This is a genomic window from Metabacillus rhizosphaerae, assembly GCF_037201795.1.
GTDB lineage: Bacteria > Bacillota > Bacilli > Bacillales > Bacillaceae > Metabacillus > Metabacillus rhizosphaerae.
In genome coordinates this window covers 422,501-445,274 of record NZ_CP147403.1, presented here as the reverse complement: position 1 = coordinate 445,274, position 22,774 = coordinate 422,501, and the positions used below count along the sequence as shown (strand labels likewise).

The 22,774-nt window shown below is 36.1% G+C and carries 24 protein-coding genes and 3 tRNA genes; 25 read left to right on the top strand and 2 right to left on the bottom strand.

Features of this window, described 5'->3' with window-relative positions; genetic code table 11:
- Nucleotides 1-11: 11 nt before the first annotated feature.
- From WCV66_RS02210 to WCV66_RS02180, 7 genes are all read left to right on the top strand, one after another.
- Complete coding sequence (locus WCV66_RS02210; protein ID WP_338787813.1) at nucleotides 12-1,094, top strand: D-alanine--D-alanine ligase; 1,083 nt, start codon at nucleotides 12-14, stop codon at nucleotides 1,092-1,094.
- Nucleotides 1,095-1,250: 156 nt separating this feature from the next.
- Nucleotides 1,251-2,612, top strand: a complete 1,362-nt coding sequence (locus tag WCV66_RS02205; RefSeq protein WP_338787811.1) for a UDP-N-acetylmuramoyl-tripeptide--D-alanyl-D-alanine ligase — start codon at nucleotides 1,251-1,253, stop codon at nucleotides 2,610-2,612.
- A gap of 109 nt (nucleotides 2,613-2,721) precedes the next feature.
- Nucleotides 2,722-3,444, top strand: a complete 723-nt coding sequence (locus WCV66_RS02200) for an alpha/beta hydrolase (protein ID WP_338787810.1) — start codon at nucleotides 2,722-2,724, stop codon at nucleotides 3,442-3,444.
- Between the two features lie 405 nt (nucleotides 3,445-3,849).
- Entirely contained in the window at nucleotides 3,850-5,361 is a 1,512-nt protein-coding gene (locus WCV66_RS02195) for a DEAD/DEAH box helicase (RefSeq protein ID WP_338787809.1), read from the top strand.
- 109 nt (nucleotides 5,362-5,470) lie between these two features.
- Nucleotides 5,471-6,436, top strand: coding sequence for a UV DNA damage repair endonuclease UvsE (gene uvsE / locus WCV66_RS02190; RefSeq protein ID WP_338787808.1), 966 nt, complete (start codon nucleotides 5,471-5,473; stop codon nucleotides 6,434-6,436).
- Between the two features lie 146 nt (nucleotides 6,437-6,582).
- Nucleotides 6,583-7,062, top strand: a complete 480-nt coding sequence (locus WCV66_RS02185) for a PH domain-containing protein (RefSeq protein ID WP_066332185.1) — start codon at nucleotides 6,583-6,585, stop codon at nucleotides 7,060-7,062.
- Nucleotides 7,052-8,494 carry a PH domain-containing protein gene (locus tag WCV66_RS02180; protein WP_338787806.1) on the top strand — a complete coding sequence of 481 codons (1,443 nt, stop codon included), beginning with the start codon at nucleotides 7,052-7,054 and terminating at the stop codon, nucleotides 8,492-8,494. Before WCV66_RS02185 ends, WCV66_RS02180 begins: the two co-directional genes overlap by 11 nt.
- A 125-nt stretch (nucleotides 8,495-8,619) precedes the next feature.
- On the opposite strand, the gene WCV66_RS02175 is transcribed toward WCV66_RS02180, so the two are convergent.
- Complete coding sequence (locus WCV66_RS02175) at nucleotides 8,620-9,345, bottom strand: rhomboid family intramembrane serine protease (protein WP_338787805.1); 726 nt, start codon at nucleotides 9,343-9,345, stop codon at nucleotides 8,620-8,622.
- Nucleotides 9,346-9,886: 541 nt separating this feature from the next.
- Between WCV66_RS02175 and acpS the strand changes: the two genes are divergently transcribed.
- From acpS to WCV66_RS02105, 14 genes are all read left to right on the top strand, one after another.
- Nucleotides 9,887-10,249, top strand: coding sequence for a holo-ACP synthase (gene acpS, locus WCV66_RS02170; RefSeq protein ID WP_066332161.1), 363 nt, complete (start codon nucleotides 9,887-9,889; stop codon nucleotides 10,247-10,249).
- 317 nt (nucleotides 10,250-10,566) lie between these two features.
- Entirely contained in the window at nucleotides 10,567-11,586 is a 1,020-nt protein-coding gene (locus WCV66_RS02165) for an outer membrane lipoprotein-sorting protein (protein ID WP_066332455.1), read from the top strand.
- Between the two features lie 451 nt (nucleotides 11,587-12,037).
- Nucleotides 12,038-13,207, top strand: a complete 1,170-nt coding sequence (gene alr, locus WCV66_RS02160) for an alanine racemase (RefSeq protein WP_338787803.1) — start codon at nucleotides 12,038-12,040, stop codon at nucleotides 13,205-13,207.
- Between the two features lie 469 nt (nucleotides 13,208-13,676).
- A complete protein-coding gene (locus WCV66_RS02155) occupies nucleotides 13,677-13,958 on the top strand; it encodes a CopG family ribbon-helix-helix protein (RefSeq protein WP_026562079.1) in 282 nt (93 codons plus the stop codon).
- Between the two features lie 4 nt (nucleotides 13,959-13,962).
- Nucleotides 13,963-14,313, top strand: a complete 351-nt coding sequence (gene ndoA, locus WCV66_RS02150) for a type II toxin-antitoxin system endoribonuclease NdoA (protein WP_026562078.1) — start codon at nucleotides 13,963-13,965, stop codon at nucleotides 14,311-14,313.
- A 196-nt stretch (nucleotides 14,314-14,509) separates the two neighbouring features.
- Nucleotides 14,510-15,340: an STAS domain-containing protein gene (locus WCV66_RS02145; RefSeq protein WP_338787801.1), complete on the top strand. Its 831-nt coding sequence runs from the start codon at nucleotides 14,510-14,512 to the stop codon at nucleotides 15,338-15,340.
- 3 nt (nucleotides 15,341-15,343) lie between these two features.
- Nucleotides 15,344-15,706, top strand: coding sequence for an STAS domain-containing protein (locus WCV66_RS02140; RefSeq protein ID WP_066332137.1), 363 nt, complete (start codon nucleotides 15,344-15,346; stop codon nucleotides 15,704-15,706).
- Nucleotides 15,707-15,709: 3 nt separating this feature from the next.
- Nucleotides 15,710-16,111: an anti-sigma regulatory factor gene (locus WCV66_RS02135; protein ID WP_066332128.1), complete on the top strand. Its 402-nt coding sequence runs from the start codon at nucleotides 15,710-15,712 to the stop codon at nucleotides 16,109-16,111.
- Nucleotides 16,112-16,121: 10 nt separating this feature from the next.
- Entirely contained in the window at nucleotides 16,122-17,129 is a 1,008-nt protein-coding gene (locus WCV66_RS02130; protein ID WP_338787800.1) for a PP2C family protein-serine/threonine phosphatase, read from the top strand.
- 55 nt (nucleotides 17,130-17,184) lie between these two features.
- Nucleotides 17,185-17,517 (top strand): anti-sigma factor antagonist, encoded by a 333-nt coding sequence (locus tag WCV66_RS02125; RefSeq protein WP_066332111.1) that lies wholly within the window; start codon nucleotides 17,185-17,187, stop codon nucleotides 17,515-17,517.
- Complete coding sequence (gene rsbW / locus WCV66_RS02120) at nucleotides 17,514-17,996, top strand: anti-sigma B factor RsbW (protein WP_066332103.1); 483 nt, start codon at nucleotides 17,514-17,516, stop codon at nucleotides 17,994-17,996. The genes WCV66_RS02125 and rsbW overlap by 4 nt, the downstream gene beginning before the upstream one ends.
- The gene (sigB, locus tag WCV66_RS02115) at nucleotides 17,962-18,753 is read left to right on the top strand and encodes an RNA polymerase sigma factor SigB (RefSeq protein WP_066332098.1); all 792 of its coding nucleotides are present in this window, start codon (nucleotides 17,962-17,964) and stop codon (nucleotides 18,751-18,753) included. Before rsbW ends, sigB begins: the two co-directional genes overlap by 35 nt.
- Complete coding sequence (locus WCV66_RS02110; RefSeq protein ID WP_066332097.1) at nucleotides 18,750-19,349, top strand: PP2C family serine/threonine-protein phosphatase; 600 nt, start codon at nucleotides 18,750-18,752, stop codon at nucleotides 19,347-19,349. The genes sigB and WCV66_RS02110 overlap by 4 nt, the downstream gene beginning before the upstream one ends.
- 155 nt (nucleotides 19,350-19,504) lie before the next feature.
- Nucleotides 19,505-21,667: a Tex family protein gene (locus tag WCV66_RS02105; protein ID WP_338787799.1), complete on the top strand. Its 2,163-nt coding sequence runs from the start codon at nucleotides 19,505-19,507 to the stop codon at nucleotides 21,665-21,667.
- Between the two features lie 15 nt (nucleotides 21,668-21,682).
- Here WCV66_RS02105 and cmpA read toward each other — a convergent pair whose 3' ends face one another.
- Nucleotides 21,683-21,796, bottom strand: a complete 114-nt coding sequence (gene cmpA, locus WCV66_RS02100; RefSeq protein WP_156177859.1) for a cortex morphogenetic protein CmpA — start codon at nucleotides 21,794-21,796, stop codon at nucleotides 21,683-21,685.
- A 97-nt stretch (nucleotides 21,797-21,893) separates the two neighbouring features.
- Between cmpA and WCV66_RS02095 the strand changes: the two genes are divergently transcribed.
- From WCV66_RS02095 to WCV66_RS02080, 4 genes are all read left to right on the top strand, one after another.
- Nucleotides 21,894-22,352, top strand: coding sequence for a SprT family protein (locus WCV66_RS02095; protein ID WP_338787798.1), 459 nt, complete (start codon nucleotides 21,894-21,896; stop codon nucleotides 22,350-22,352).
- 130 nt (nucleotides 22,353-22,482) lie between these two features.
- Nucleotides 22,483-22,557, top strand: a tRNA-Asn gene (locus WCV66_RS02090).
- Nucleotides 22,558-22,560: 3 nt separating this feature from the next.
- A tRNA-Ser gene (locus WCV66_RS02085) sits at nucleotides 22,561-22,651 on the top strand.
- Between the two features lie 6 nt (nucleotides 22,652-22,657).
- Nucleotides 22,658-22,729: transfer RNA gene (locus WCV66_RS02080), tRNA-Glu, on the top strand.
- The last annotated feature ends 45 nt before the right edge of the window (nucleotides 22,730-22,774 follow it).

The following is a 22,774-nucleotide window of genomic DNA, read 5'->3' as shown; positions in this document are numbered from 1 at the left end:
GGAAGGTTTACATGAAAATTAAATTAGGTCTTGTATATGGTGGGAAGTCTGCAGAGCATAACGTATCCCTGCAAACAGCCCTTGCAGTTATAAATGCATTAGATATGAACAAATTTGATATACATCCAATATATATTAATGAAAATGGGGAATGGGTAAGAGGGAATGCTTTAGAGGCTCCTGTTAAGGAAGTAAGCACGCTTAAACTCCAAGATGGAGGAAATACAGTTTCTCCAGTTGCATTAAACAGTGAATTATTTCCTGCAAACGTGAAGGGCCAGGAAAAACTAGACGTGATTTTTCCATTACTACATGGACCTAACGGTGAAGATGGTACTGTACAAGGACTACTTGAATTGTTAAATATTCCATATGTAGGAAATGGTGTTTTAGCTTCTGCAGCAGGAATGGATAAAGTAGTAATGAAGAACCTTTTTGCACAAGCTGGCCTAGCTCAAGCAAATTATGTTTCCTTTATTAAGAGTGATTATGAAAAATCACCAGAATTAGCACATAAGCAAGTTGAAGAAGTATTAGGTTACCCTTGCTTTGTAAAGCCTGCTAATCTAGGTTCAAGTGTTGGGATAAATAAATGTAAGGATCAACAATCCTTAGAAAATGCAATTAAAGAAGCATTTGAATTTGACCGCAAAATCATTATTGAAGAAGGAATTGTCGGTCGTGAAATTGAAGTAGCTGTAATCGGCAACGACGAACCTACCTGCTCTGTTGTGGGAGAAATTGCACCTAAAAAGGAATTCTATGATTATAAAGCGAAATACGAGGATGGAGATACTGACTTAATCATTCCTGGTAACATCACTGAAAAAGAATACGAAACAATTAAAGACATGGCAATTAAATCATTTAAAGCAATTGATGGCTCTGGATTAGTACGTGCGGATTTCTTCTTAACTGCAGACGGAGAGGCATTAATAAACGAAGTAAATACAATGCCAGGCTTTACACCTTATAGCATGTTCCCATTACTTTGGAAACATACTGGAGTAGAGTATCCTCAATTAATTGAAAAGCTTGTCGATCTAGCATTAGAACGTTTTGCGCAAAAGCAGCAAATTAAACACACTTTCTAAGAGAACTGTTAAGAATAGAATTAGGATAATCCCTTAAAAGGGTGTAAATAAGAGGAACTGAAAATCATCTTTGATCAGTTCCTCTTTATTTGATATTTGAGCAGGTAAATAATGTGTTATTTAAGAAACTATTTTCACAGAAAAGGAGCGATGACAATGATTCAACGTACATTAACAGAAATAGAAGCAATGGTAAATGGATCGGGGTTACATGAAAAATTTTTAAACCAGCAAATCAACGGGGTAACAACTGATTCTCGTCATGTTGAAAAAGGAAATTTGTTTTTTCCTTTAGTAGGGGATAAATTTAACGGTCATAAATTCGTCGATAAAGCAATTGAAAAGGGAGCTGCTGCAGTCATTTGGGCTGAATCTGAAATAAATCCTCCTGAAAATGTACCGGTCATTCTTGTGGAAGATACATTAACAGCATTACAGGATCTTGCTAAAGGCTACTTGGAGCAATTGAAGCCAAAAGTAGTAGGTATTACTGGGAGTAACGGTAAAACAACGACTAAGGACATGATCGCTGCAGTTCTCGAGACAACATATAAAGTACATAAAACTAAAGGAAACTTTAATAATCATATTGGCTTACCTTTAACGATATTAAGTATGGCTGAGGATACAGAAATTGCAATCTTAGAGATGGGAATGAGTGCAAGCGGAGAAATTGAATTATTATCTAAAATAGCTAAGCCAGATGTAGCGGTAATTACTAATATCGGTGAAGCACATTTATTGGATTTAGGTTCAAGAGAGGGAATTGCAGAGGCGAAGCTGGAAATTGTCAAAGGACTAAAGAAAGATGGTCTTTTTATTTACTATGGTGATGAACCGTTATTACAAGACCGAGTACCTTCATTATCTCTTTCTACCGTTACTTTCGGAGAGAGCCATAAAAATGATTACTTCCCTACAAATATTATTCAGGAGTTAAATGGAACATCCTTTAAAATCAAAGATACAGAATACTTTATTCCTGTTCTTGGTAAGCATAATGTGTGTAATGCGTTAGCAGCATATGCAGTAGCAAGCTATTTTGAAGTGAAAAATGAAGCAATTATTGAAGGATTCAGTGCCATTAAAATATCAGGAATGCGTTTAGAGTTAGTGCAAGGGGAAAATGGGGTATCTGTTATTAATGATGCATACAATGCAAGTCCGACTTCAATGCTAGCAGCGATTAACTTACTTGAAGATCTAAAAGGGTTTAATCAAAAGTTTGTTGTTCTTGGAGACATGCTTGAGTTAGGTGAAAATGAAAAGGAATTTCATCAAAAAGTTGGAGAATCAATTAAACAGGATAAGATTTCTCACATTTTTACCTATGGGAAATTGGGGCGAGAAATTGCAAATGGTGCGAAACAAAATCGGTCAGACGAATATATTCACCATTATGACGATAAACAGGCTTTAATTGAGCAATTAAAAACGATGGTTAACGAAAAGGATGTAGTGCTTGTTAAGGCATCACGTGGAATGAAACTCGAAGAAGTTGTAAATTCTCTAATTTAGGTGAGTAAAACAATGGATGAACAAATGACAAAATGCTTAAAATATAAACGCGTGATTTAAATACGAGCATTACCACTAGATGTTCTTTTAAAAGGAGGTTTACAATGACATGATAGGATGTCTCTTCATTCATGGTTTTACTGGAGCTCCATATGAAGTTGAGCCTTTGGCAAACTATATTAAGGAGAAGACAGATTGGCTTGTAAAAGTGCCAACTCTTCCTGGACATGGAGTAACTCTTTCGTTAAAAGGGCATACATATAATGAATGGGTTACGTACGCTGAACAAGAGCTTATTGCACTCATGAAAGAAGTGGATGAAGTATATGTAATCGGCTTTTCAATGGGAGGAGTTATTGCTTCCTATTTAGCTGCCAATTATCAAGTGAAAAAACTCGTCCTCTTAAGTGCAGCTGTTTATTACGTTAATCCAAAACAATTAGTTTTAGATTGTAAAGAGATGATAAAAGATCTGTTGAATGGGAATATTAATGAAAACGAGTTATTTAACCGGTATAAAAAGAAAATGGTTGAAACACCACTTCGCTCAACAATAGAATTTCAGAAATTAGTTAAGAAAGTGAAACCATATCTAAAAAAATTAACGTTACCAGTTCTCATCATTCAGGGAGAGTGTGACGGAATCGTACCGGTGAAAAGTGCTCATTATTTGTATAAAACCATTCCATCTGAAGAGAAGAAGCTAAAGTTGCTCCCCTTTTCAAAGCACCATGTTTGTCATGGAGAGGATTATGAAGATTTAAAGGAATATGTTGAGAAATTTCTACATGAAAGTAATACAGACCTTGACCTCTTAACACAAGAAAGCTAATACATTTTCAAAGTAAAAGGACCATTTTTCTTTGGGTAATTTATACCAAATTATGGACTTGAGCCCTTATGGGTTGGAAAAGACAACCATACATTAAGTTGAAATAAGGAACTGGTAGTGGTATGATTACATTTAAAGTGTTTGCGGGCTTTAAATAAGGTAAACTGCTGCCCTTGTTGGAAAAAGGGCATTTTTTGTTGGCAAATAATCAGAACGGTTCTTTTGCATCTGACTGTTTTTCATGATGACACAACAGTTGATAACCTACTTTATAGCTTTTGGCGAGGTCCCAAAGCTTATAGGATTTAATATAAACATCGTTTCATTATGGATACGATTAAGAAACCTGTTACCTATAAGGTCTGTAAATATTTACAGCAAACGATATAGAAGGAGTAAGAATACATGACATTAACGTTTCAAGAATTAGGTTTAAGTTCGGCACTCATGCAATCAATAAGCAAAATGGGATTTGAAGAGCCATCTCCAATCCAAGCACAAACAATTCCGTTAGGTTTACAGAATAAAGATGTGATTGGACAGGCACAAACAGGTACTGGTAAAACTGCTGCTTTCGGTGTTCCACTTATTGAAAAAATTGACATGAAAAATGAAAGCATTCAAGCTGTTGTAGTTGCACCGACGCGTGAACTTGCAATCCAAGTATCGGAAGAACTTTATAAAATTGGTTACCACAAACGCTCTCGTGTGCTTCCAATTTACGGTGGTCAGGATATCAACAGACAAATTCGTTCTTTGAAAAAGAATCCACATATTATTGTGGGAACACCTGGACGTTTATTGGATCATATTAATCGTAAAACAATCCGTTTAAATGCTGTCCATACAATCGTATTGGATGAAGCTGATGAAATGCTGAACATGGGATTTATTGAAGATATTGAATCAATTCTTTCAAATGTACCATCAGAACGCCAAACGCTTCTGTTCTCTGCAACAATGCCTGATCCAATTCGTCGTATTGCTGAGAAATTCATGAAAGATCCTGAATTAGTTAAAGTTAAGGCGAAAGAAATGACTGTGCCTAACATTACTCAGTATTACTTAGAAACACATGAAAGAAAGAAATTCGACGTATTAACAAGATTACTTGATATTCAATCTCCAGAACTTGCAATTGTTTTCGGTCGTACAAAACGTCGTGTAGATGAGTTGTCCGAGGCTCTAACATTAAGAGGATATACTGCAGAAGGAATTCATGGTGATCTAACTCAAGCAAAGCGTATGTCGACTTTACGCAAATTTAAAGAAGGTACAATTGAAGTTTTAGTTGCTACTGATGTTGCAGCTCGTGGTTTAGACATTTCTGGAGTAACTCACGTTTACAACTTTGATGTTCCTCAAGATCCAGAAAGCTATGTTCACCGTATTGGGCGAACTGGACGTGCTGGAAAAACAGGTATGGCAATGACATTTGTTACACCAAGAGAAATGGATATCGTTAAAAATATCGAGCGTACAACAAAAAGTAAAATGGAGCGTATGAAGCCACCAACAGTTGATGAGGCAATTGAAAGTCAACAACAAATGACTGTTGAAAAGATACGCTCAATTGTTGAAAGTGATAACCTTGCATTTTACAAACGTACTGCTGAAGAGCTTCTTGAAGAATTCGATGCACAAGTAGTAGTTGCGGCTGCTATTAAGTACATGACAAAAGAGCCGAATGCTGTAGAAGTAAAACTAACAGATGAGGCTCCTGCATTCTCAAGATCTAAAAATAAAGGTCGTTCTTCTTCTTCTAACAACAGAAGAAGAGGAGACTATAACCGCAGTGGTAGTGGCGGTAGCGGTGGCGGTCAAAAGAAAAGCAACAACCGTTCATACGGTGACCGTGACAGAAATAAAGCTGGAAACAGAGATAATAGCAAACGTCGTTACTCAAATTCTAAATAAAACCAAGAGAGATCGAATCCAAAACTGGATTCGATCTTTTTTTATATGGAAATGAATCTTCAGCATTTGGGGAAGCTAAAACTAGATTCCTCAAGAGGTGAAATGATCTATGACAATTGTAAGATTAGGCTATGTGGCGATGAGTATGAATCTTCAAAATTGTTCTCCATCAAAAACGATGACATTTACTCAGTTTGAAAAAATTAAAGATAGAGAAGCAGCGATAGCAAAGCTCGAAAAAATAGCCAAGAATAATATAGCAAACTGCCTTAGACTGTTAAAACACAGTGTTGCAAATGACGTCCGTTTTTTTCGATTAAGCTCTAAGTTGATACCTTTAGCTAATCATGATGAGCTTCATGATTGGCATTACATGAACAACTTATATGACGGGTTAGGTGAAATTGCAGATTTTTTAGATGCTCACCAAATGAGGGTTGATTTCCATCCGGATCATTTTGTTGTACTTAATTCCTCAAATTCAGAGATTGTTAAAATGTCATTAAAGACTTTGCGGATGCATGAGCAGCTTTTAAAGGGAATGAGAATTAATCCCGAGCACCGATGTGTTTTACATATAGGTGGAGCATATGATGATAAAGAAAAAGCTTTAGAACAGTTTATCCATAATTGGGGGCTAGTTCCTGTATCACTACAAAAAATGTTGATGCTTGAAAATGATGATACAACGTTTAACATGAATGATGCCTTATACTTATGTGAAAAGCTAGGAGTTCCACATGTGTTTGATTATCATCATCATTTGGCCTATCACGATGAATCCGATTGGGAACAGCATTGGGGGAGAGTGGTGAACACATGGGAAGGATCTGGATTACCTGTTAAAATGCATATTTCAAGTCCAAAAAATGAAAAGGAATTTCGAGCACATTCTGATTATATTGACGTTCAAATGTTTATGGATTTCTTAACATCGATAAAAGGAAGTGTGAATAGAGTTGATTGTATGATTGAAGCTAAACAAAAGGACAATGCTCTTTTTCAATTAGTTCATGATTTAAAAAAGTATGGTGAAATAAAGTGGATTGATAAGGCTTCATTTGAAATAGATTAAGGCCAAATAGGCTTAGATAGCTATATAATGCTTGACCATATACAATTGAATTAAAATGTAAATGATCCCATTATGCTATAATTAAATGGGATTATTTACATTTTATTAAATAAAATAACAGCTGCTTTATAAAGGGGAGAGAAGGATTGAGAGGTCTACCTAAAAATCAAATTAGTTTGAAGGCACTAACTGTTTGGAGACTCAGTGCTATTATTAGTGCTGTTGTTTGTCTGTTGGTCGTAATATCAGTAGGAGTAGGTGCCTATTTTTTAGAACTACCATATTGGATTACGGTAATAGTTGCAATGATTTGGCTTATATATTCTTTAATTGCAATTTTTGTTGTTCCTAAAATTCGACACCGAGTTTGGCGATATGAGGTACATGAACATGAGATCGATCTTCAGTATGGTCTTTTCATTATTAAACGAGTTCTAGTACCGATGGTAAGAGTTCAGCATGTTGATACACACCAAGGTCCCTTATTACGAAAATACCAATTAGCATCAATTGAGATTTCAACTGCTGCTACGAAGCATGAAATACCTGCTCTTGATATAAAAGAAGCGGACCTTTTGAGAGATCATATATCAAGGCTAGCAAGGGTGACAGATGATGATGTTTGAGCCAAAGCGAATACATCCTGTAGGAATGATATTAAGCTTTTTAAAGATTATTAAATCATATATTCTCCCAGTCATTCTTTTCTTTTTCTTTGGTAATAATGAATTTAACCTATATTTTATCATTGGTGCCAGTTGTTTATTTGTCATTATAGTTGTAACGAGTATTTTGGATTGGTGGAAATTCACCTATTGGATTGAGGATGGAGAACTTAGGATTAAGCATGGTCTTTTTATTAAGAAAAAACGCTATATTCCAATTGAGAGAATACAATCAATTAACACAACTGCTGGAATCATCCAACAGATTTTTCAGCTAGTAAAGGTGCAAATTGAAACAGCTGGCGGTGGATTGGAAGCTGAGGCTGTCCTAACTGCGATAAAAAAACAAGAGGCAGATCGAATACAAAATGCGATCGCGATACATAAAAGGGATGTTTCAAAGCAAATTGAAAATCAAGATGTAGATCAAAATGAAGAAAAACCCCAACTTCCAACTTTCAAGATGGAACCAAAGGATTTGTTTGTTGCTGCTTCAACCTCAAGTGGTATTGGTGTTATTATCTCTGCAATTGCGGCCTTTTTTTCGCAATTTGATGAATTTATTCCATATGAAGATCTACTAGACCGATTTGAAATTCTTACGAATGCAAGCTTTACTTTATATGCTGTGCTAGTTTTTATCGCCTTTTTTATTGCCTGGATTTTAAGTATTATTGGTGTGTTATTAAAGTATGCCTATTTTACAGTTATAAAAGCTGAAAATGAACTTAGAATTTCAAGTGGGATTTTTGAAAAACGTCAAGTATCGATTCCGATTTCACGTATTCAAGCAATTAGAATTGTACAAAATCCTTTGAGACAGCTTTTAGGGTATGCAACAGTTTATATTGAAAGTGCAGGAGGTAGTGCTGGGGACGAGGGGGCTTCAACAATTTTATTTCCGGTTGTCCCTAAAAAGGCAATTTCCTCGCTATTATCACAATATCTCCCATTATTTGAAAATAGTGAAAAAATGCAACGATTGCCGAAAAGGTCGATACAACGGTACATGTTTAGAAAAATTATACCTGCTCTGATAATATGCATTCCAGTTTCTTATTTTCTAGCACCTTGGGGGTTTTTATCGTTAATCCTTATTCCAATCAGTGCGTATTGGGGATATTTCTCCTATAAAGATGCAGGTTGGAACATAAAAGGAAACCAAATACAATTAGGATTTCGTATTATCTCAAAAACAACAGTTCTTATTCATCGAAATAGACTGCAATCCTTTAAGAGTAAAACGTCATATTTTCAAAGAAGAAAATCGCTACAAACATTTGAGGTTTGGATAAAATCAGGGATAATTGGCAGGCATTTTACTATTAAGGATTTAGAAGAGAATGATCTTTCCCAATTAGCCAACTGGTATTCATACTCAAGGGAGAAATAGCCCTAACGAAGCCAAGGTTTTAGAATAGGGTTAAAAGAACACAATCGTCCTATAATTAACAAAAATCAAAACAGATAAAGTCTTAATAACTGTATCTGTTTTGGTTTTTCGTGTATTCATTTCCTTTAGGAGAATCGGAAGAAGATCCCGATAAGTATTAATAAACCAAAGATTATCCATATTACATGCTTTCCTTTTACTTGCTTTATCGAAAATCTAGAAGTACTTGGACTAGAAGTATAATATGTTTGGTGAACAAACTGGCCTCTCTTTTTAATGAAAAACGGAGCTAAGGCGAAGCCACCTAAAAAACCAAAGATGTGAGCTACAATGTTTATATTAGAGTTAAAAAATGTCATAACTAGCCCGATAACTAAAATACTTATAATAACTTGTGAATTCGCTTGATCGATTATACCTTTTCGGAAGTACACCATGAATAGATATACACCAAATAAGCCGAAAATTGCACCTGAAGCTCCTAGATGTGAATATTGTTGAGGTTCTAATAGATAAGTTGCAATATCAGCAATAAGGCCAGAACCTAAATAAATAAAAATGAAATTACGCTTTTTTAACATTTTCTCTAATGCAGGAGCAAATAAGATCAAGGAAACCGTATTAAAGAAAAGGTGACCAAAGCTAATATGTAAAAAGATAGGTGTAACAAGCCTCCAATACTCTCCATTTGCAATTCCTGCATTATATCCATCTAATAAACGCAAGATAATTTGAACTGAGGGAATTGGTAGTTGAAATAGTAGCCAAAATAAAATGTGAATACCAACAAGAATAGAAACTACTGGGTATAACCGAAGAAAGGTTCGAAAGCTTTCTGTCCTGGTAAACATCGTTTTCCTCCTTTACAGATATTTGTTAGGGAAAGTTTAATTGGCTAGGGGCTGACAACAATGGCGATTCTTCTCTATCGTTTAGGGAATTATAAAATCCTTGAACTGTGGATAAGCGCACGAGATCCAGCTCCAGCGCCTATCGCCTATCAAACTTCAGATCATCTCCCTACGATAAGTCAACATCGGTTCGCTTCGCTTACCGTGTTTCCTTTGCCCCACTTTAACGGGCAGTAGAAAAATGATCAAAGAACAATAACTTATGAGTTAACTGCCCGTAAAAGTCCGATAAGTCTCGCTATCCATTAGGATGAGGCTCTAATGGAAGTCTCGCTTTATCTCAGTCATGCTCCTCCAGTTTGTACGGCGATGACCAAGGCGCTTGCGCTTTTCATATTTCCTGCAGCATTTTTAATCTAAGGATCAGTAAGTTACAATTAGATTATAAAATAAGAGTAAGTACTGTTTCATACTAACACGGATATGTACGAGTTATCCAAAATAGTACAATTAAAGGGTTTTTGGAAGGTGTTGTTTAAATATGATAGTTGGAATTGGTTTAGATATTATTGAACTTGATCGGATTAGAAGAATTGTTGAGCGTCAACCAGGATTTATTAAGAGGATTCTAACAATAAATGAAATTGAAAAATTCACTACTCTTTCCAAGGAAAGAAAAGTAGAATTTTTAGCAGGACGTTTTGCTGTAAAAGAGGCATTATCTAAAGCTTTAGGAACAGGGATAGGTGAAGAGATAAGTTTCCAGGATATTGAAGTAATGAATAATGAAAAGGGAAAGCCGATTATTCAACTCCTTAAAGAATTCTCGCAGTCTTCTACCATTCATGTCTCTATAACACACACTCGTCAATATGCTGCTGCGCAGGTAGTTTTAGAAAGATAGGGTTTGAATACATACGATTAATACTAAGGAATTACAGTAAATGCCCATAAAAGTCGATTGGTCTAGCATCTCTCATACGAGGTGCTCTTTTTTTATATGTCGTTAACAGGGCGCTTCCGCTTTTAAAATTTGTCTGCATATTTGGAAAGTTTGTCTCATATATTTGGTTATGCGATAGGGAAGACAAGTTGTTTTTGGAGTTCATCTTTTGATTACTGGCTAAAAATTCAAAGTTTTAGAGTCTAGTTAAGTAAGGTGAGGTCTAGCGAATGATTTCTTCCATTTTAACGTTATATGAGGCAAAGGGGTTGAAAATGTTGAAAAAAAGCTTGGTTTTATTTTTAGTAGGGCTTTTAACAGTACTCGTCCTTGCGGGGTGTGGCGAGAAATCACAGGCAGATGTAGTTCAAGCGTTAGAAAAGAAGATTGAAGAAATGTCGGGGTATAAGGCTAAAGGAAAGATGACACTTCAAACTGGTAGTGAGCCACAAGAGTATGAGATTGAAATTTGGCACAAAGGTCCCACGTATTACAGAGTGAACCTAAAAAATTCACAAAAGGAACAAAGCCAAATGATTTTACGAAATGACGAAGGTGTGTTTGTGTTAACTCCAGCACTTAATAAAAGCTTCCGTTTCCAAAGTGACTGGCCGCAAAATAGTAGTCAAGCATACCTTTACGAATCTTTAGTAAAAGATATTTTAAATGATCCAGAGGCGAAATTTAAGGTAGCTGAAGATAAATATGTTTTTGAAACAAAAACAAATTATCAAAACAACAAAATGCTGCCAACTCAAGAGATAACTTTTAATAAAAAGGATTTAGCTCCTTCAATGGTTAAAGTCATGGATACAGATCGAAATCCACTTGTTGTTGTAGAATTTTCTAGCTTTGAGTTCAATGCTTCATTTGATGAGAATTCATTTGACGTAGAGAAAAATATGTCAAGTGCTCAAATAGAAGTTCCAACAATGGCAACGGGAGATCGTGAACCGTTTGCGGTTAAGTATCCTCTAGAACAGCCAAATGGTGTTAAATTACTAGAGGAAACTGAAGTAGAAACTGAAAATGGGAAACGTGTTATCCTAACATTTGGTGGTGAAAAGTCTTTCACTTTAATTCAAGAGAGCGCTGAAATTGCAACTCCTGCTTCTGCATCAACATCAACATTTGTTAATGGTCATCCTGCCGATCTAGGATTTACAATTGGTGCTTTGTCAGAATCTACTTTAACATGGTCACACGATGGAGTTGACTATATGCTAGCTTCTGAAGATTTATCAGAAGAGGAAATGATAATGGTTGCGAAATCTGTTCAAGGTCAAGCAGCAAAATAAATGATTCGGGTGGCGGAATCCACCCGATTTTTTACTGCAGGAAATTATAAAATTCTTGTACTGTGGATAATCGCACGACATCCAGCTCCAACGCCTAGCCCCTCTAGGGTCTAGCTAATTTAAAATTGAAGACAAAGGACGCCTTCTATTCTAAATTAGCTTATTTGAGGCTGATAAAGGCACTTGCGCTTTTGTTCTCGTTTATTAAGATCAATAAAAGTTTGTACCTCGAGCTTTTTGGGGGTTAAATAAACACTCATGAATTGGAGGCGAAAAACACCGAGAATTCATGAGTGTCTTGTTTGCCTGGAACTTTCATAGTTATTATGCTTTTCTTAACGTGACTAATTTACCACATCCTCATTTTTTTATTCTTGACTATTTGACATTTCCATAGTGAAGTCGAGATAATTAATCTAGTTGTTAAGTTTTGATGAGGAAGTGGAGTAAGATGCAGCATGAATTTTATCGTGATACTTGGGTTGAAGTTAATTTAGATGCAATAACGCATAATGTAAAAGCAATGAAACATCATATTGGAGAGAACGTAGAGATCATTGCAGTGGTAAAAGCAAACGGGTATGGACATGGTGCTTACCAAGTTGCAAAAACTGCACTAGATGCTGGTGCATCTATATTAGCTGTGGCCTTTTTAGATGAAGCTATAGCTTTAAGAAATTCAGGTATACATGCGCCAATTTTAGTATTGGGTGCGACTAGAGCAGAAAATGTTGATCTAGCTATTAAGTACAATATTACGTTAACTGTCTTCTCATTGGAATGGTTATATGAAGCTAAGCAATATATACAAAAGGATACAATTAATCTCCATATAAAGCTTGATACTGGAATGGGCCGATTAGGGGTCAGAAATGCTGAGGATCTTGCTTCTTTAATGACATTTGTCTCAGGATCATCTCTTTTTGCAATAACAGGTATTTATACTCATTTTGCAACAGCAGATGAAATTGATCTTCAATATTTTAATAATCAGTATGAAAAATTCCTGGAACTAATAGATAGTATTTCACATGAAAATATACTAGTGCACTGTGGGAATAGTGCTACAGGTCTTCGTTTCCCAGGTAAACTATTTAATGCTGTTAGACTTGGAATTTCAATGTATGGATTATCCCCTTCATTAGAAATAAAAAACGAGTTACCTTATTCTTTACAAGAAGCGTTTGCCTTACAGACCAAGTTAGTGCATGTTAAGAAGGTTCCGAAAGGTACAAAAGTAAGTTATGGAGCAACCTATGAAGCGAGAGAAGATGAATGGATTGGAACACTTCCAATCGGATATGCTGATGGTTGGCTAAGAAGTTTAAAGAGTTCAGAAGTATTAGTTGATGATAAGCGTGTAGAGTTAGTCGGAAGGATCTGTATGGATCAATGCATGGTGAAGCTTCCGTATAAACTTCCTGTTGGCACAAAAGTAACATTGATCGGTAAACAAAATAATGAACAAATTTCGGTTGATGAAGTGGCGGAACGACTTGATACAATAAATTATGAGGTAACTTGTATGATAACTTCACGCGTTCCGCGAATGTTTTATAGAAATAAGAGTATAATTGATGTGAGCAATCCTCTTTTAACGAATATGACCAGAGAATGTTAAGATGTGAAATGCTATCATAAAAATGAATAAATAACCTATACATGACGATAATAGAGGAAGGAATAGGCTTAGTAAGTAAATTTCACTTATACTTTCATTGTTCAATATAACCGTTTGATCATCTAGATGTTGATCAAACAATAATTTGGATAGAGAGTATGTTTTTAAGCTGGCTGAACAGGCGCTTCCGCTTCAGATAGTACAAAAGTAAAACGCTGTACTAAGTTTGGTGTCTAGCTCCAGCGCCTAGCGCCTAATGAACTTCACACTCCTCCTTACGATAAGTCAACATCGAATCGCTATCGCTCTTCGTGTTTCCTTTATCTCATACGGAGTGCTCCAGTTCATACGTCGCTGAACAGGCGCTTCCGCTTTTCTTTGTGAAAAAGCTTTGCTTCTAGGGCAGTAAATGTTATTATTGAATTTGGAATGGAATATAGGATGGTAAGTTTGGTGGAGGTGTATGTTTGTGTCTGAGTCCAGCGCAACAACAGAAATCTTAATTCAGTTACCTCAAGCATTAGTATCAGAATTGGATGGACTGGTTAAACAGGAGAACGGGAACAGAAATGAGCTTATTTATCAAGCGACGAAGATGTATATTCGTGAGCGTAAAAAGCGACAAATTCGCGAATCTATGAGACGTGGTTACATGGAGATGGCGAAAATTAATCTAAACATTGCATCTGAAGCATTTCTGGCAGAATCTGAGGCTGATCATACCGTTGAACGCTTAGTAAGCGGGGGTTAATCATTTGATTGTTAAACGCGGCGACGTATATTTTGCGGATCTGTCCCCTGTTGTAGGATCGGAGCAAGGTGGCGTACGTCCTGTATTAATTATCCAAAATGATATTGGAAACCGCTTTAGTCCTACAGTTATTATAGCGGCAATTACGGCCCAAATTCAAAAAGCAAAGTTGCCAACTCATGTTGAGATTGATGCAAAGCGTTACGGGTTTGAAAGGGATTCTGTGATCCTACTTGAACAGATTCGAACGATTGATAAGCAAAGGCTTACTGATAAAATTACCCATCTTGACGATGAAATGATGGATAAGGTAGATGAAGCCTTGCAAATAAGCTTAGGACTTATTGATTTTTAGCGATAATTAAAAATAAAATATGCTAATACGTAAATAAAAAGGTTGCTAATTAAGGCAGCCTTTTTATTTTTATCTAGCTTTCATCATAACAGATATAAAAGGAGTATTTAGGGTATTTCTTTTTTTAGGACAAATAAGTCGGTATAATTAAATAGGGGGATATATTTCTCGTAATATATAAGGAGGAGTTACCATAATGAACAAAGCATCAAACCCATTCTTCGAGTTTATTCAGGTAAATCGCGAAGAATTGATTAATAAGTGGACTGATAGAATGAAAGATCTTGATGATCAAAAAAACTTAACTGTTATATCTGATAAATTATATACAAACATTTGTAATGAATATTTTAATATAGTATTAACTAATGTTAATAGTCTTGGGGAAGAGGTAACTAGTAAAATTGCGTACTTTTCTCAAAAAATTGTTCAGTTAGGTTGGTCATTAAAATACATATCAACTGGATTATCTGAATTGAACAAAATTCTTTTTGAGATGATGACAGTTAATAATACGGAAGAAGAGAAGATGAATCTTGTGTGGGCATTTGATAAATGGATTGCTCCTATTAATAGTGAGGTGCTGCATCAATATGCATTATCTTGGGAAAGAACAGTATCCCTTCAAAAAATAGCTCTTCAGGAATTATCAGCACCATTGATTCCTGTTTTTGATAATATTACGGTTATGCCTTTAGTAGGAACTATAGATACTGAAAGAGCTAAGCGGATTATGGAGAACATTCTACAAGGAGTTGTCAAGCATCGAGCTGAAGTTGTTTTAATCGATATTACGGGTGTGCCAGTTGTTGATACAATGGTTGCCCATCACATAATTCAAGCCTCTGAAGCGGTTAGACTTGTAGGTGCAAAATGCTTGCTTGTTGGGATAAGACCAGAAATTGCGCAAACAATCGTAAATTTAGGTATTGACTTAAGCCAAGTAATTACTAAAAATAGTTTACAAAAAGGTATTGAATCTGCGTTAGAGATGACGAATCGTCAAATTGTTTCCATGGAGGAATAGCAAATGAATGCTAGAATACCAATATTAAAGCTATATAATTGTCTACTAATATCCATTCAATGGGAGCTTGATGACCAAACTGCGCTTCAATTTCAAGAAGATCTACTTCATAAGATTCATGAAACGGGAGCTAATGGAGTTGTTATTGATTTAACGTCAGTTGATGTTATCGATTCTTTCATTGCCAAGGTACTCGGTGATGTTATTAGTATGTCAAGGTTAATGGGTGCAAAAGTTGTTTTAACAGGAATACAGCCTGCTGTTGCGATTACATTGATTGAATTAGGCATTCATTTGGAGGATGTTGAAACAGCTTTAGATTTAGAAAAAGGGCTTGAAACATTACAGCGGGAGTTGGGGGAGTAAAGCATGGAAAACCAATCCTGTGTCAAAATTGTCACCGAATGGGACATAGTTGCAGCCCGACAACTTGGTCGGAATGTAGCAAAAGAGCTTGGATTCGGTACAGTTGATCAAGCAAGAATAACAACTGCAATTTCAGAACTTGCTCGAAATATTTATTTATATGCAGGACAAGGCGAAATGCGAATAGATCGCATCTATGACCTAGGTAAAAAAGGTTTAAAAATCACAGCCGTTGATAAAGGGCCGGGAATACCAGATATCCGAAAAGTGATGGAAGATGGGTTTTCGACATCGGGAGGATTGGGTGCTGGATTACCAGGAGTTAGACGATTAATGGATGAATTTGATATAACTTCCTCAGTCGGAGATGGTACAGATATTAAGGCAGTGAAATGGCTTCGTTAGGAGGACATAAATGGATTATCGTGATTTTTTAGAAACGAAATATCGAGAGCTTTTAAGAAATTACTTAAATGAACAAACTGAAACTGCGCTATATCAAGGTCAGAAGTTTAGCAGGAAAACAATCGAACACCAAATACCACCTGAAGAGATCGTCAGTACTCATCGAAACGTCCTGCAAGAACTCTTTCCGGATATCCAAAGTGAGGTTCTTTCTTCATTGGACTTCTTACTAGAAGTGATGATGGGATATGGGCTTGCTTATCAGGAGCATCAGAGCTTGCGTGATCAACAATTAGAAATAAGATCAGAGATTCAGATTGCTGCAAATGTTCAACAGACATTACTTGAAACGTCAATACCATCAACAGCTTCATTAGATATTGGGGCAATAAGTATCCCAGCTAAACAGATGAATGGAGACTATCATCACTTTGTTGAAGATGACCAAGGAATCAGTATAGCGGTTGCAGATGTTATTGGTAAAGGGATACCTGCAGCATTATGTATGTCTATGATTAAATATTCGATGGACAGCTTTCCAGAATCACGTAGAAATCCTAATCAAATATTAGAGAACCTGAATAGAGTTGTTGAACGAAATGTAGATCCTAGTATGTTTATTACGATGTTTTATGGTATGTATAATACGATTGACCATATATTTACATATGCATCTGCTGGCCATGAACCAGGATTCTTTTATCATGCTGGGTCCGACTCATTTGAAGATTTGTATACGAAGGGACTAGTTTTAGGAATAGATCAGAACGTTAAATATATTCAGTACCAAAAAAACATAGAACCTGGGGATATGATTGTCCTTTTATCTGATGGTGTAACGGAATCACGGACAGATGATGGGTTTGTTGAAAGGTCTGTTATTACAGATTCAATACGCCAATATAAAGATCTTTCTTCACAAGATATCGTTGAAAAAATCTATCGAAACTTTGAAAAAATGCAGGATTTTCAACTTAGGGATGATTTTACTTTAATTATTTTAAGAAGAATGGTTTAATGTTTTTCTATTGGGGTATGTAATAACATATTAGTTCTTTCTGAGGTGAAAACGGATGAATATTAAAGTAGATATAGACAAATTAGATGATAAGACGGTTGTTTTTGTAGCAGGTGAAATAGATGCATTCACAGCTCCAAAGCTAAGGGAAGCATTATTACCACTAGCCGAAGAGTTTAAATCAAAATTAATTGTAAATTTGAAAAATGTATCTTATATGGATAGTACGGGTTTAGGGGTATTTGTTGGTTTGTTAAAAATAATAAGAAAAAACGATGGTCATCTAAATCTTGTGGAGCTGTCAGATCGCTTGGAGCGCTTATTTAGTATAACCGGGCTAAATGACATCATTGATATATCTTCAAAATCAGAGGGTGGGGTACAATGAACCAATTAGTAGATTATATTGAAATGAAGGTTCCAGCAAAGCCAGAATATGTAGGAATAATCAGGTTAACCCTATCTGGAATTGCTAGTAGAATGGGATATTCATATGATGATATAGAGGATTTGAAAATTGCAACTAGTGAAGCATGTACAAACGCTGTGCATCATGCCTATAAGAGTAATGAGGGTGGTGAAGTTGTTGTAGGGTTTGCTCTCTATGCTGACCGCCTCGAGGTAATGGTTGCTGATAATGGTAAAAGCTTTGATTTCGAAAAAGCCAAAAATGAACTTGGTCCTTATTCTGCTTCAAGCCCAGTTGACCAGCTTCCTGAAGGAGGGTTGGGTCTCTATTTGATGGAAACGCTCATGGATGAAGTCCGTGTTCTTCTTAACTCAGGTGTAACGGTCTTCATGACTAAGTACTTAAACGGGGAGCGGATAGATCATGGCACAACCATCTCAAACTATGAAGCTAACTAAAGAAGAGGTTAACGAGCTAATTATTGATTTTCAGCAAACAGAATGTAAGAGTGCACAATTAGCTCTTGTTGAACAATATACCGGCTTAGTAGATACGTTAGCTAAAAAGTATTCAAAAGGAAAGAGTTTCCATGAAGACCTTAGACAGGTAGGTATGATTGGTTTATTAGGTGCAATTAGAAGATATGACCCTACAATTGGAAAGCCGTTTGAGGCTTTCGCTATTCCAACGATTATTGGGGAAATCAAGCGTTTCTTAAGAGATAAAACATGGAGTGTACATGTTCCGAGGCGGATTAAAGAATTAGGGCCGAAGATTAAAGCAGCAGTTGACACACTTACAAATGAAAATCAAAGATCTCCTAAAGTACAAGAAATAGCAGAATATTTAGATGTAACCGAAGAGGAAGTATTAGAAACAATGGAAATGGGTAAAAGCTATCAAGCTTTATCTGTTGATCATTCGATTGAAGCTGATTCTGAAGGCAGTACAGTTACCATTCTTGATATTGTAGGTTCTCAGGATAAAGGGTATGAAAAAGTAAACCAAAAGCTTTTATTACAAAGTGTTTTACACGTTTTGACAGAGAGAGAGAGAGAAATCATTGATTGTACGTTTATTATGAATAAAAGCCAAAAGGAAACGGGTGAACAGCTTGGTATCTCGCAAATGCATGTATCAAGACTACAGAGAAGAGCTATTCAAAAACTGAAAGATGCTCTATCAAAAGATATGCCTCCGGAGTTAAATCGATGATTGTTCACGAATCAAACAACTTTGTACATACACTAGCTTATCAAGTACCGAAAGAAGGAAAAGTCTGTTGTGGTGACAGCTTTTTTATAAAAGCAATGGATGATTACTTTATATGTGCTTTAGCAGACGGTTTAGGAAGTGGTGAATATGCAAATGAATCTTCCTCTGCTATAAGTACACTAGTTGAGAAAAATCATGATGAAGATGTAAATGTCTTAATTGATCTCTGTAATCAGGAGTTGAAGAATAAACGAGGTGCAACAGTCTCGATCTTAAAAATTAACTTCAAGAGTAATGAGTTTACATATAGTTCTGTGGGGAATATCCGCTTTTTACTCAGTTCACCATCCGGGTCCTTTATCTATCCTCTACCAATCTTAGGCTTTCTATCTGGCAAACCTCAAAAATATCGAACTCAGACGTACTCGTATGAAAAAGGATCGAAATTTATTATTCATACTGATGGTTTGGTATTACCAGCAGTCAAAACGTTACTTAATAAGGGGCAAACAGTAGAAGAGCTATCAAGATATTTAGATGAATATACCAAGAGCCGAAAAGATGACTTAACATATATAGTCGGTCAATTATTTTAGTGAGTTAAAATAATTGACCGACTATTATTTTTCAGAAAATGAAAGCTTAAACAGTTCAAATCTGACTAACAGTTTTAATTAAGTAACTATATTTGGTAAACTGTTTACATATGATCTGATAATGGTGAAAGAACTATTTAGTTGGAGGCTTAATGATGGTAGAAAAACGAGATCAAATTATGCAACAAATCAGTAAGGGATTAATGATAAATTTCAAGCAAGTAGCAAATGTAATAGGCTTACTTGAAGAAGGAAATACAGTTCCCTTTATTGCAAGGTATCGAAAAGAACAAACAGGTGCACTCGATGAGGTGCAAATTCGCGATATTTCTGAAAAGTGGACATACATACAAAATCTTGAAAATCGTAAAGAAGAAGTAATACGACTTATTGAAGAACAAGGAAAACTAACGGAACAACTCGCTGCTGATATTAATAAATCAATGAAGCTTCAGCAGGTTGAAGATTTATACCGACCGTATAAACAAAAAAGACGAACAAAGGCAACTGTTGCAAAAGAAAAAGGTCTCGAGCCTTTTGCTGAATGGATTCTTCAATTACCAAGTCAGGGAGATATCGAGGAAAAGGCTAAAGAGTTCTTAAATGAAGAGAAAGAAGTGAACTCAGTAGAAGAGGCTATAAATGGTGCTAAGGATATCATTGCAGAGCAATTATCTGATGAACCGAAATATCGCCAGTGGATCCGCGATATAACGTTTAAAAAGGGAATGATCTCTTCTGTGGTGAAAGATGAAGAGAAAGATGAAAAAAATGTATATGAGATGTATTACGAGTACGAAGAACCAATCCAAAAAATTGTTCCACATCGTGTACTTGCACTAAATCGTGGTGAAAAAGAAGAAATACTCCGTGTTTCCATACAGCCGCCACATGACCAAATTGTAGGTTACATTCAAAAACAAGAGTTAAAGGGTAAAGCTACGATTGTATATGACATCATGATGGAGACAATTGAAGATGCATATAAAAGACTAATTCAGCCATCTATAGAGAGGGAAATTAGAAAAGAGTTATCTGAAAAAGCCGAGGATCGTGCAATACATATATTCTCAGAAAATCTGAGGAATTTGCTTCTGCAGCCCCCTTTAAAAGGAAGAATGGTGTTAGGTGTAGACCCTGCATTTAGAACAGGGTGTAAATTAGCTATTGTTGATCAAACAGGAAAAATGCTTCACATCGGTGTTATATATCCTCACCCACCAGTAAATAAGAAGGAGCAAGCTGTAACAGCTATAAAGGATGTTTTGGCAAAGTATGATATAGAGGTAGTGGCAATTGGCAATGGAACTGCATCACGAGAAACGGAACAATTTATAGTAGATGTTTTAAAGGAAGTGCAAGGCGAAATATCTTACCTTATCGTAAATGAGGCAGGAGCAAGTGTATATTCTGCATCTGATTTAGCTAGAGAGGAATTTCCTGATTTGCAAGTAGAGGAGCGAAGCGCTGTATCCATTGCAAGAAGACTCCAAGATCCACTAGCTGAATTAGTGAAAATTGACCCGAAATCTGTTGGAGTTGGTCAATATCAGCATGATGTATCACAAAAGAAACTAAATGAATCATTAACATTTGTAGTTGAAACGGTTGTAAACCAAGTGGGAGTGAATGTAAACACAGCTTCTTCATCCTTACTCCAATATGTTGCAGGCTTAAGTAAAGCAGTCGCAAACAATGTTGTGAAAAAAAGAGATGAACTTGGGAGATTTTCTAGTCGAAAGCAATTGAAAGATATTCCGCGATTAGGAGCAAAAACATATGAGCAATGTATTGGGTTCTTAAGAGTGTTAGATGGTGATCAGCCATTAGATAGGACAGGCATTCACCCAGAACGTTACTCAGAGGTGAAAAAATTACTAGATCAATTAAACGCGTCTGTTTCTGATTTGGGTAGTGAACATTTAAAAGATAAAGTGACAAATATAAATTTAAAAGAAACGGCAGAGGTGCTTGCCATTGGTGAGCTAACCTTAAAAGATATATGTGATGCATTAATCCGTCCAGAAAGAGATCCTCGAGATGATGTAGCTAAACCGTTATTAAAGAAGGATGTATTAAAACTAGAAGATTTACAACAAGGAATGGAATTGCAAGGTACTGTACGTAATGTTGTTGATTTTGGAGCATTTGTAGACATAGGTGTTAAGCAAGACGGTCTTGTTCATATCTCAAAATTGAGCAAATCCTTTGTTAAACATCCACTTGACATTGTATCTGTCGGTGATGTCGTAACAGTGTGGGTAGATGATGTTGACTTTAAAAAGGGTAGAGTAGCCCTTGCAATGGTAAAGAGTTAAAAGGAAACACTGCTTTTAAGAGCAGTGTTTTTCTCTATAGAAAAACCAGCATTGATTAAGTAATTTGATTTGATAGCGATTTTTTTCGTAAAAAGCACGTTGCATTTGATTTTGTAACCATGATGGCATTGCTCATACCTCCTTATTCATTATAATGGAGTATGGGTGTTTATAATGTATGCAAAATGCTAGTACAGTGTTACCTTTAAAATTGGGGGAGTTTTTAGTGGATGATACAAAGCTTCAACAAATGGTTGAAGATATTTCTTTAACATATTTTCATAAACCGTTTAACCATCAAGCTACTTTTAATAAAAGACTTAGAACAACAGGTGGAAGATATTTATTAAGAAGCCACAATATTGATATTAACCCGAAATACTTTCTTGAGCATGGTATCGATGAGATGGTTGGGATTATTAAACATGAACTTTGCCATTATCATTTACATATAGAAGGGAAAGGATATAAACATGGTGATCAGGATTTTAAAGAGCTACTTAAAAAAGTAGGAGCTCCAAGATTTTGTACACCTTTAAAAGGGGAACCAGAAACAAAAAAGGTTGTTCTGATTTATAAATGTAAGAGCTGTAATCAACTGTATACTAGAAAGAGAAGAGTTGATACAACTCGTTTAGTGTGTGGTAAATGTGGAGGTAAAATCTATCTTTACAAAAAGGGTTGACGGAGCCTATGATGCTGTGATAAATTATAAAAGCCGTCGCTGATGGCAACTAACTTACAGATTAAATTGAAATGGAGTCTTGACAGGACAACCTTTACTCAATATAATAAAAGAAGTCTGTAACAATTATTCCGCAGTAGCTCAGTGGTAGAGCTATCGGCTGTTAACCGATCGGTCGTAGGTTCGAGTCCTACCTGCGGAGCCATATGGGGAAGTACTCAAGTGGCTGAAGAGGCGCCCCTGCTAAGGGTGTAGGTCGCGCGAGCGGCGCGAGGGTTCAAATCCCTCCTTCTCCGCCATATTTCGGCCCGTTGGTCAAGCGGTTAAGACACCGCCCTTTCACGGCGGTAACACGGGTTCGAATCCCGTACGGGTCATTATCATATTGTGAAAAGTAGGAAGTGGGCGCACTTGCGAATATG